The following is a 10,078-nucleotide window of genomic DNA, read 5'->3' as shown; positions in this document are numbered from 1 at the left end:
CAGTACGGCGGCAGCGTAAAACCTGCGAACATTAAAGAATACATGGCCGAGTCTGATATCGACGGCGCTCTTGTAGGCGGCGCAAGCCTTGAGCCTCAGTCTTTCGTTCAATTATTGGAGGCAGGTCAATATGAGTAACAAATTAGCCGCACTCATCATTTTGGATGGGTTTGGACTAAGAAACGAAACTGTCGGAAACGCAGTAGCCCAAGCGAACAAACCGAATTTTGACCGCTATTGGAACAAGTATCCGCATCAGACGCTGACAGCTTCAGGCGAAGCGGTCGGACTTCCCGAAGGGCAAATGGGAAACTCTGAAGTCGGCCACTTGAATATCGGCGCCGGACGGATCGTCTATCAAAGCCTGACGCGCGTCAACGTAGCGATTCGCGAAGGCGAATTTGAGCGGAACGAAACATTTCTAAACGCGATGAAGCACGTCAAAGAAAAAGGCACAAACCTTCACCTGTTCGGACTGCTGTCTGACGGCGGGGTTCACAGCCACATCAACCATTTGTACGCGCTCTTAAAGCTTGCGAAAAAAGAAGGCGTTCAAAACGTCTATATTCACGGCTTCCTTGACGGACGCGACGTAGGTCCGCAAACGGCCGAGAAATATCTCAAAGAGCTTGAGGAACAAATTGAAGAAATCGGCGTCGGCGAAATTGCGACGCTGTCAGGCCGCTATTACTCAATGGACCGCGACAAACGCTGGGACCGTGTTGAAAAAGCGTATCGCGCCATGGTATACGGCGAAGGGCCTGCATACAAAAATCCGTTTGATGTTGTGAAGGATTCCTATGAAAAAGGCATTTACGATGAATTCGTCATCCCTTCCGTCATCACAAAAGAAAACGGAGAGCCTGTTGCGACAATCAAAGACAACGACGCGGTGATTTTCTACAATTTCAGACCGGACCGTGCGATCCAGATTTCCAACACGTTCACGAATGACGATTTCCGCGATTTTGACCGCGGTGACAAGCATCCGAAAAACCTTTATTTCGTCTGCTTGACTCACTTCAGTGAAACGGTTGACGGATACGTGGCATTCAAGCCGGTCAATCTCGACAATACGGTAGGAGAAGTTTTATCCCAAAACGGACTGAAGCAGCTCCGCATTGCAGAGACCGAAAAATATCCGCACGTGACCTTCTTTATGAGCGGCGGACGCGAAGAGAAATTCCCGGGCGAAGAACGGATTCTCATCAATTCGCCGAAAGTTGCGACATATGACTTGAAACCTGAAATGAGCGCCTATGAAGTGAAAGACGCGCTCGTGAAAGAAATCGAGGCTGACAAGCACAACGCAATCATCCTCAATTTCGCCAACCCGGATATGGTTGGACACTCCGGTAAAGTCGAGCCGACGATCAAAGCGATCGAAGCGGTCGATGAATGCCTGGGCGAAGTCGTTGACGCGATTCTTGCAAAAGGCGGCCACGCAATCATCACGGCCGACCACGGCAACGCGGACGTGCTGATTACAGAAGAAGGCAAGCCGCACACCGCCCATACGACAAACCCGGTTCCCGTAATCGTCACAAAAGAAGGCGTGACACTAAGGGAAGGCGGAATTCTCGGAGACCTTGCACCAACGCTTTTAGATTTGCTCGGTGTCGAAAAACCGAAAGAAATGACAGGAACCTCACTAATTCAAAAATAAGATTCAAAGGAGAGAAACAAACATGCCATACATTGTTGATGTTTATGCACGCGAAGTATTAGACTCCCGCGGTAATCCGACGGTTGAAGTCGAAGTATACACAGAATCAGGAGCTTTCGGACGCGCGCTTGTTCCAAGCGGCGCTTCCACAGGCGAATACGAAGCGGTTGAGCTTCGCGACGGCGACAAAGACCGTTACCTTGGCAAAGGTGTTTTAACTGCCGTTAACAACGTAAACGAAATCATTGCTCCGGAGCTTCTCGGCTTTGACGTTACAGAACAAGTAGCAATCGACAAATTGTTGATCGAACTTGACGGAACTGAAAACAAAGGCAAGCTCGGCGCTAACGCGATCCTTGGCGTATCAATGGCCGTTGCCCGCGCTGCTGCTGATTTCTTGCAAATTCCTCTATATCAATACCTTGGAGGATTCAACTCTAAAACGCTTCCTGTACCGATGATGAACATCGTTAACGGCGGGGAGCATGCGGACAACAACGTTGACATCCAAGAATTCATGATCATGCCTGTCGGTGCGGAAAACTTCCGCGAAGCGCTTCGCATGGGAGCTCAAATTTTCCACAGCTTAAAAGCTGTCCTGAAAGCAAAAGGCCTGAACACTGCTGTCGGTGACGAAGGCGGATTCGCTCCAAACCTTGGATCAAACGAAGAAGCGCTTCAAACGATCGTTGAAGCGATCGAAAAAGCCGGCTTCAAACCTGGCGAACAAGTCAAACTTGCAATGGACGCTGCATCTTCTGAGTTCTACAACAAAGAAGACGGCAAATATCATCTGTCCGGAGAAGGCGTTGTGAAAACATCTGCTGAAATGGTTGACTGGTATGAACAGCTTGTTTCTAAATACCCAATCATCTCAATCGAAGACGGCCTTGACGAAAACGACTGGGAAGGCCACAAACTTCTTACTGAGCGCCTTGGCAAAAAAGTTCAGCTTGTCGGTGACGACCTGTTCGTTACAAACACGAAAAAACTTGCTGAAGGCATCAAAAACGGCGTAGGCAACTCTATCCTGATCAAAGTTAACCAAATCGGTACGCTGACTGAAACATTCGATGCGATCGAAATGGCAAAACGCGCAGGATACACTGCTGTTATCTCTCACCGCTCCGGTGAAACTGAAGACAGCACAATCGCTGACATCGCAGTTGCAACAAACGCAGGACAAATCAAAACAGGTGCTCCGTCCCGTACGGACCGTGTTGCGAAATACAACCAGCTTCTTCGCATCGAAGACCAACTGGCTGAAACTGCGCAGTACCACGGAATTCAATCTTTCTACAACTTAAGCAAGTAAGCATAAAAAGAGCTTGGCCGCATGACGCGGCCAAGCTTTATTTGTTGTTCGATGGTTTTAGCAAATAGGCCGGGAGGAATCCGGTAAGACCAATCATGATGAAGCCTATAATAGATAATACCGCTATCATCATTGAGGAGAGAAAATCATGAAGGATATATGCTGTGCTGGATAACATTATTCCCAACCCTAAGCTAATCAGAATTACTTTTTTATTTTTAAAAAGTAAATGTTCTGATTTCCTGATCTTATGATAAATCAAAGGAAGACTAACATAGCACCCGATCATAAGTGTAAATAGCATTGCTAACATAAATTGCGGTAAAGTTGAAAAATCATTTGTTCCAATTATTTCTCCAAATGAAACCGACCAACTGCTTAACATAACAAATCCGAAAAGGTACAAAACCGACAGCACCAGTTTGAACATTTGCAAATCCCCCAATCTCCATTCATCTTACCATCAAAGATGAATAGTCTGCAGGATTTCATATTGACAATCCGCTTACACATTATATAATCTAATTGATAATGAAAATCATTTGAAAAAGGGGATACTTACATATGCCGATGAAACGAATAAAATGGGTTGCGCTTTTTGCGGCGCTTTTCCTGATACTTTCGGCCTGCGGGAATCAGAAATCTGCAGGTTCGAATAAAGGCTCAGGAAAGGCGGAAAGCTCATATGAGGTCAAGCATGCAATGGGAACGGCGACCATTAAAGGAACGCCGAAAAGGGTCGTCGTGTTAACGAATGAAGCGACAGAGGCCGTGCTTGCTCTCGGCGTCAAACCTGTCGGAGCCGTTCAGTCATGGCTCGGTGACCCGTGGTATAAGCACATCAAATCGAAAATGGACGGCGTTGAAAACGTCGGTACGGAAGTGCAGCCGAATATCGAAAAAATCGCCAGCCTAAAGCCTGATTTGATTATCGGGAACAAAGTGCGCCAGGAAGAAGTGTACGACAAATTAAGCGCAATCGCGCCGACCGTCTTTGCCGAAACGCTGTCAGGGGATTGGAAAGGCAACTTTAAGCTGGCGGCTGAAGCGCTGAATCAAAAAGAAAAAGGCGATCAAGTCATCGCCGATTTTGATAAGCGGGTCGAGGACATTCATAACAAGCTCGGTGACAAGGTGAAGCAAAAGGTCTCACTCGTCCGCTTTACAGATGCCGATGCCCGCATTTATCATAAAGCCTCATTTGCCGGAACGATTCTTGACCAGCTCGGCTTTGCAAGGCCAAAAGGGCAGGAAGCCAACGATTTGGGACAATTGAAAGTGACGAAAGAACAAATTCCGGATATGGATGGGGACGTGCTCTTTTATTACACGTATGAGACTGGAGATGACAAAGCAAGCGCGATCGAGAAGGACTACGTCAATGATCAGCTTTTCAAAAACTTGGGCGTTTATAAAAAAGGCAACGTTCATAAAGTAGATGACGCCGTCTGGAATACGGCAGGTGGCGTACTTGCAGCGAATCTGATGCTGGATGATATTGAAAAGTACTTTCTGAAGTAATCGTGTAACACCAAACCAAACGGATGATAGACTAATTCGTTTGGTTTTTTTATTTATGAAAACACTCCTCCTTTTCACAAATATAGTATAAAATAACTATTATAGAAAGAGAATAATAGGAGGAAAGACATGAATTTTTGTAAAGAATGCGGGCGCGAGCTGGCAGAGCAAGCGCAATTTTGCAAACATTGCGGGACTCCTGTGAATGGCAGGCAAACTGACGCGGAAGAACCCGTCAATCAAGATCCGGTACATAAGCGAAAAATCTCAAGGAAAAGCATGATGATCTGGGCGGCGATTGCCGCGGTATGCGTCCTCCTGTTTGCGGGCTATAAGGCCGGAGAAGCCTTGACGTCAAAGGAAAAATTAATCGGCGACTTTGAAAGCGCGCTGAAGCAAAACGATGAAAAAAAGGTCGCGGAACTGCTTCATTCATCAGACGTGGACTTGACGATTACGAAACAGAACGTCAAACCGCTGATGACATATTTAAACGATCACCCCGATGAGAAAAAAGAACTTATCAAGTCTTTGAAGGATCAGAGCGGGGACGGTCTTGTTTCCATCGAAAAAGCGGGAAAACAATTTTTGATTTATGACCGCTATGTGCTGAATGTGAAGCCGGTTTATTTGACGGTTAAGGCAAGCGAGAAAGGCGCCGGCCTTTACCTAAACAATAAAAAGCTGCTGACAACGGAAAAGGAAAACTTCGAGAAAAAATTCGGCCCGTTCGTTCCCGGTTCGTACGATGTGGAAGCAAAACTGAACTCCGATATCGGCGAACTGAAAAAATCGAAGCATATCAATGCGCTGGACGAGGACGCAAGCGCTGATGTGTCCCTTGATGCGAAAAAAGCGAAGCTCGTCTTTGACGACGGTTATGATAAGCTGAAAGGAACGTTATGGATCAACGGTCAAAAAGTAAAGATCAATCCTTTTCAAGGAACGTCATTCGGTCCCGTTTTGACGGACGGTTCGATGTCTGCCGCTGTCGAAGCGGAGTTTCCGTGGGGGAATCTGAAAAGCGAAAAAACGCCGATTGAAGATGCCGAAATCAAAGTCAATCTCGCTTCTGACCAAGGTTTTATGAACATGATCATGAACACGGTCGTTCAAAATACGAAGGAAACGATGAAGGCTTTTGCAAATGGAAGCGTCAATGGCATGACCGTTGCCGCACCTTCTTTTAAAAGCGATTTAAAAGAGATAATCGGCGGGATGAAGAGCAGCAATACGTATTATAAAGGAACGTACCTATCCACTGCCTTTGACCTTGATTCGTTCCGGCTGTATCACGAGGGCGGCAAGTGGAAAGCGGACGTCAGCGGCATTGAAAAGCACAAATCGGCCTACTATGACGATTACAGCGCGCCGGATTTGGCGGAAAACGAAAACGGCCATACATACACATTGGTATACGCCGAAGACGATAAAAAGTGGCTGGTCGAAAAAAGCGATTCTGCGTTAGTGTATATCAAAAACAAAAAAGAGATCAAAGACGAAAATCCGAAACAATATACATCAGCATGGGCTTCAGCTAAAGGCACTTCCAAAAACGTTCCGGCGGGCGGAGAACTGACAGATCAAAAAGTGACTCAAGCGATTGAAGGGTATGTTTACGACCTGCAAAACGCCGTCAATGGCAATGATTTCGAGCTTGTCGCAGACGATTTGAAAGCAGGAAGCCAGCTATACGCCGACCAAAAAGCGCTCGTTGCGAAACTGAATCACAGCGGCACAAAAGAAGAAGTCGCCGATGTCAGCGTGAAAAGCTGGAGTCAGGACGGCTCAGACGTGACGATAAAAACGCTTGAGAAAATCAACATTATCAAAAACGGAAAAGAGCAGCTGAAAACCTATAATTGGACATATCATGCTGTTGTAGAAAACGGTGAGCTGCTTCTGACATCAATTGAATAATATAAAAAAGCCTTTTTTCCTAAGCGAAAAAAGGCTTTTTTTCTGATTGATTTAAAACAGCGATCCTAACAGGGAGCGCAAGATATCTATTATGTATTCAAGAAACAGATTTCCCATGATCCGGACAGCGATAAACGTCGCCAGGTAAACGAGAAGCGTCGTGTAGATGAAATCGATGGAGCCCGCTGCTTTCTCGCGGTAGCTGAACAGCACGGCCGGCGGAATGAGAAACGCGATGCCGCAAAAAGCGAAAAATAATAGATATAAAAATAAGTCTGTTTTCAAAAGCGATAACAAGAATGAGCAAAGCAATAAAGCTGTAAAAGGAATGAGGGCGGCGCCGAAGCGGCCCATCACTTCCCTAAATGAAGCCTGAATCCCTTGAATTCGCACTCCTGCGTATGTAAACACAAATAATAAGAAAATATAAATAGCAAACGTAAAAGCAGGCTTTACCACGATGTCAAAAAATCCGGGCATGACGCCGGTTCTGCCGAATATTCCGGAATATGTGCCCATAGAAGCGTAAAAACTTTTTAAACCGAAATAAAACATGAGCGGCACGGTCAATGCAAAGATCACCATCGTGATGATGCTGTTCAGCATATGCTCTTCTCCGGCCTTTTTCGTTTCTGCATACGGGCGCTTCATGACGCGCACAAAGAAAGAAAAATACATCGAAGAGGCTTTTTTTGCCGCATCAACGTATTGCTTGGCCTGCACTGATTCTCCGGCCGGCTGCCCGCCGTCGTGTTCAGCGGAAAGGCTTGCTCCGCAGTTTTCGCAAAATTTTCCGCCATCTGTTTGATGGCCGCATTTGGTACATGTCATTAAATATTGTCTCCCTTTTAAAAAAATAGTTATTTTGTACTATGTTGCATTATAAATGAAAAAGATGCTGGTTGTATAGACCTGATCAATGTTTAAGCAAACACGTCCCGAGGTAATGATCGAATATCTTTACGAAAGGAGAGAACCTATGTTTTCTTTTATCATCCATGTTTTCGTCTCATTGTTTGCCGTCACAAATCCAATCGGCAATGTTCCGCTCTTTTTGGCTCTGACTGAGGGCTATCAAGCGGAGGAGCGCACCGCTTTGGCGAGAAAGGCTGCCATTTTGTCATTTCTTATTTTACTTGCGTTTCTCATCTTCGGCGGAATGATCTTTCGCATTTTTGACATTAACATCCACGCCCTGCGGGTTGCAGGCGGCATCTTTATTTTCGGAATCGCCTACAATCTGCTCAATGCCAAGCAATCGCACGTTCAGTCGCTCCACAAAAATGAGCATCAGGAAAGCAAAGAAAAAGAGGATATTTCCGTGACGCCTCTCAGCATTCCGATTATTTCCGGACCGGGAACGATCGCCACTGTAATGAGCCTTTCGGCGGGAAGCCGCAGCCTGATTCATTTCGGCGGAATGATCGTCGGGATCGCCGCCGTACTGTTATTAACCTTTATAGCTTTTCATTATTCCACGTTTATCGCAAAAAGGCTCGGACAGACGGAGATGAACGTCATCACGCGGCTGATGGGCCTGATCTTGGCGGTAGTCGCCGTCGGCATGATCGGAACGGGGCTGAAAGGAATGTTTCCGGTTTTGGCGGGATAAAGCAAAAAAGCTGCACGGTCTGCAGCTTTTTTTACGGCTTGGGTACGTATTTGAAGATGTCTTCGCTTTCAAGGAATTCAATCAGGTTGTCAAGCCATTGGCAGTAATCGAGCCATTTTTTCGTTTCCTCTAGCAGGTCGTTGATCTTCTCCTCTGTTTCGGGTGAAAGACTTTCCTCTTCAAGCGCATCCAGCAGCTCTTTTCTTATCTTTTTTCCGATCATCCGGTTTTTTTTGACGACCTTGCTCCAATTGGCGGTGAACAGTGAAATAAACGTCTGGTAGTAATCCTGTTCGACATCGTACAAGTCTTTGCGGACGCCTTTTTCAAAGACCTTTTCTGCTATATTTAAGTCGAGCATTTCGCGTACGACCTGGCTCATTCTCGTTTTGCTCATGCCCGTCGCCTCGGACAGTTCGTTTAACGTCAGCGGCTTTCTGTTCATGTAGATGATTCCCAAAACGCGGCCGACAGTTGATGATATACCGTACGTATTCATATTTTCAGCGATTTTTTCGATAAAGTGCTCCTTCGCTTGTTCAACCGTTTGCAAAGCTTTTTCTTCCAAAGCATATCATCCCTTCAGACAGCCAATTTTAATGCCAATATATCATAAATGACTTTCCTCTTGAAAACAATAAAACATCAGTAAATGAAAGAAAACGGCAGTTATTTTAAGAATGGCCGATCTCATCAAGACTGAATATATTTTTTTATGTCTTATTCAAATAATATGAACACATTGTAAACTTTTTATTTTACAAAGTGTATTTTATAATGGATGAGATGTTGCAATTTTTAAAAAACATTCAAGCGGAGGTGTGCTGATGCTGAAGTTAGACAATGTATCCAAGGTTTATAAAGGCGGCAAAAAGGCCGTCAGCAATATCAACCTTGATATAGAAAAGGGGGAATTCATCGTCTTTATCGGGCCCAGCGGATGCGGGAAGACGACGACGATGAAAATGATCAACCGGCTGATTGAGCCGACTTCAGGAAGCATTTACATCGATGGAGAAAACATTTTGGATCAGGATCCCGTCCAGCTGCGCCGGAAAATCGGCTATGTTATTCAGCAAATCGGGTTGTTTCCTCATATGACGATCCAGCAAAATATTGCCCTTGTGCCAAAGCTTTTGAAATGGCCGGAAGAAAAAAGAAAACAGCGGGCGGAGGAATTGCTTCAGCTCGTCGATATGGGACCGGAATATTTGAACCGCTACCCGCACGAATTAAGCGGCGGACAGCAGCAGAGAATCGGGGTGCTGAGGGCGCTTGCGGCAGAGCCGCCGTTGATTTTAATGGATGAACCTTTCGGAGCGCTTGACCCGATCACACGCGATTCGCTTCAGGAAGAGTTTAAAAAACTGCAGAAATCGCTGAACAAAACGATCGTGTTTGTCACCCATGACATGGATGAAGCGATTAAGCTCGCCGATCGGATCGTGATTTTGCGGGCGGGTGAAATCGTTCAGGTCGGAACGCCTGATGAGATTTTGCGCCAACCGGCAAACGAATTCGTCGAGGAGTTTATCGGAAAGGAACGGCTTCTTCAGTCGCGGCCCGATGTCGAGTTCGTCGAGCAGGTAATGAACCCGAATCCGGTCACCGTCACAAGCGAAAAAACCCTTTCAGAAGCGATTCAGATCATGAGGCAGCACCGCGTCGATTCATTGCTGGTCGTTGATGAAGCCAATGTGTTAAAAGGCTATATCGATGTCGAAATCATTGACCAAAACCGCAAAAAAGCCGGAACGGTCGGCGAGGTTCTCAATCAGGACGTGTATTCGGTGCAAAAAGACACGCTTATCCGCGATACTGTCCGAAAGATTTTGAAAAGAGGCTTCAAATACGTCCCTGTCCTCGATGAAAACAAGCGTCTTGTCGGCATTGTCACAAGGGCGAGTCTCGTCGATATCGTCTACGATTCGATTTGAGGCGAAGAAAAAGACGTCGTCATGAATAACTAAGGAGGCGGAAGGATGTATCAGGTGATTCAATTTTTGCAGCAGAACGGCGGAGAGATGCTTTATAAAACATGGGA

General features: G+C 46.0%; 10 protein-coding genes. 7 read left to right on the top strand and 3 right to left on the bottom strand.

The window, feature by feature from the left end:
* The 3 genes from V7126_RS10705 to eno form a co-directional block, all read left to right on the top strand.
* Window positions 1–138: triose-phosphate isomerase (locus tag V7126_RS10705; protein ID WP_335497587.1), on the top strand; the 138-nt coding region annotated here is incomplete at its 5' end.
* Entirely contained in the window at window positions 131–1,666 is a 1,536-nt protein-coding gene (gene gpmI / locus V7126_RS10700; protein WP_046131104.1) for a 2,3-bisphosphoglycerate-independent phosphoglycerate mutase, read from the top strand. The genes V7126_RS10705 and gpmI, both read left to right, overlap by 8 nt.
* A 22-nt stretch (window positions 1,667–1,688) precedes the next feature.
* Window positions 1,689–2,981, top strand: a complete 1,293-nt coding sequence (gene eno / locus V7126_RS10695) for a phosphopyruvate hydratase (RefSeq protein ID WP_046131105.1) — start codon at window positions 1,689–1,691, stop codon at window positions 2,979–2,981.
* 37 nt (window positions 2,982–3,018) lie between these two features.
* Here the strand turns inward: eno and V7126_RS10690 are convergent, their stop codons facing one another.
* The gene (locus tag V7126_RS10690) at window positions 3,019–3,411 is read right to left on the bottom strand and encodes a hypothetical protein (protein ID WP_175075524.1); all 393 of its coding nucleotides are present in this window, start codon (window positions 3,409–3,411) and stop codon (window positions 3,019–3,021) included.
* Between the two features lie 140 nt (window positions 3,412–3,551).
* Here V7126_RS10690 and V7126_RS10685 point away from each other — a divergent pair, with 140 nt between their 5' ends.
* Both V7126_RS10685 and V7126_RS10680 read left to right on the top strand, forming a co-directional pair.
* Window positions 3,552–4,502: an ABC transporter substrate-binding protein gene (locus V7126_RS10685; protein WP_082094109.1), complete on the top strand. Its 951-nt coding sequence runs from the start codon at window positions 3,552–3,554 to the stop codon at window positions 4,500–4,502.
* A 129-nt stretch (window positions 4,503–4,631) separates the two neighbouring features.
* Window positions 4,632–6,422, top strand: a complete 1,791-nt coding sequence (locus V7126_RS10680; RefSeq protein ID WP_335497580.1) for a zinc ribbon domain-containing protein — start codon at window positions 4,632–4,634, stop codon at window positions 6,420–6,422.
* A gap of 51 nt (window positions 6,423–6,473) precedes the next feature.
* Here the strand turns inward: V7126_RS10680 and V7126_RS10675 are convergent, their stop codons facing one another.
* Window positions 6,474–7,253 carry a zinc ribbon domain-containing protein gene (locus V7126_RS10675; RefSeq protein WP_175075520.1) on the bottom strand — a complete coding sequence of 260 codons (780 nt, stop codon included), beginning with the start codon at window positions 7,251–7,253 and terminating at the stop codon, window positions 6,474–6,476.
* A 148-nt stretch (window positions 7,254–7,401) separates the two neighbouring features.
* Here V7126_RS10675 and V7126_RS10670 point away from each other — a divergent pair, with 148 nt between their 5' ends.
* Window positions 7,402–8,034 (top strand): NAAT family transporter, encoded by a 633-nt coding sequence (locus V7126_RS10670; protein WP_046132922.1) that lies wholly within the window; start codon window positions 7,402–7,404, stop codon window positions 8,032–8,034.
* 31 nt (window positions 8,035–8,065) lie between these two features.
* Here the strand turns inward: V7126_RS10670 and V7126_RS10665 are convergent, their stop codons facing one another.
* Entirely contained in the window at window positions 8,066–8,602 is a 537-nt protein-coding gene (locus tag V7126_RS10665; RefSeq protein WP_175075518.1) for a GbsR/MarR family transcriptional regulator, read from the bottom strand.
* Between the two features lie 259 nt (window positions 8,603–8,861).
* Between V7126_RS10665 and V7126_RS10660 the strand changes: the two genes are divergently transcribed.
* Entirely contained in the window at window positions 8,862–9,971 is a 1,110-nt protein-coding gene (locus V7126_RS10660; protein ID WP_335497579.1) for a betaine/proline/choline family ABC transporter ATP-binding protein, read from the top strand.
* Window positions 9,972–10,078 lie beyond the last annotated feature (107 nt).

The organism is Bacillus sp. JJ675, from assembly GCF_036963165.1.
GTDB lineage: Bacteria > Bacillota > Bacilli > Bacillales > Bacillaceae > Bacillus > Bacillus glycinifermentans.
Note: the sequence above shows the minus strand (reverse complement) of the source record. Positions and strands in the feature narration are given on the sequence as shown.

Excerpts from the sequence above, each read along its gene's own strand:
- V7126_RS10670 (WP_046132922.1), top strand. The coding sequence starts at position 7,402 with ATGTTTTCTTTTATCATCCATGTTTTCGTCTCATTGTTTGCCGTCACA.
- V7126_RS10680 (WP_335497580.1), top strand. The coding sequence starts at position 4,632 with ATGAATTTTTGTAAAGAATGCGGGCGCGAGCTGGCAGAGCAAGCGCAA.
- eno (WP_046131105.1), top strand. The coding sequence starts at position 1,689 with ATGCCATACATTGTTGATGTTTATGCACGCGAAGTATTAGACTCCCGC.
- V7126_RS10660 (WP_335497579.1), top strand. The coding sequence starts at position 8,862 with ATGCTGAAGTTAGACAATGTATCCAAGGTTTATAAAGGCGGCAAAAAG.
- gpmI (WP_046131104.1), top strand. The coding sequence starts at position 131 with ATGAGTAACAAATTAGCCGCACTCATCATTTTGGATGGGTTTGGACTA.
- V7126_RS10690 (WP_175075524.1), bottom strand. The coding sequence starts at position 3,411 with ATGTTCAAACTGGTGCTGTCGGTTTTGTACCTTTTCGGATTTGTTATG.
- V7126_RS10685 (WP_082094109.1), top strand. The coding sequence starts at position 3,552 with ATGAAACGAATAAAATGGGTTGCGCTTTTTGCGGCGCTTTTCCTGATA.
- V7126_RS10675 (WP_175075520.1), bottom strand. The coding sequence starts at position 7,253 with ATGACATGTACCAAATGCGGCCATCAAACAGATGGCGGAAAATTTTGC.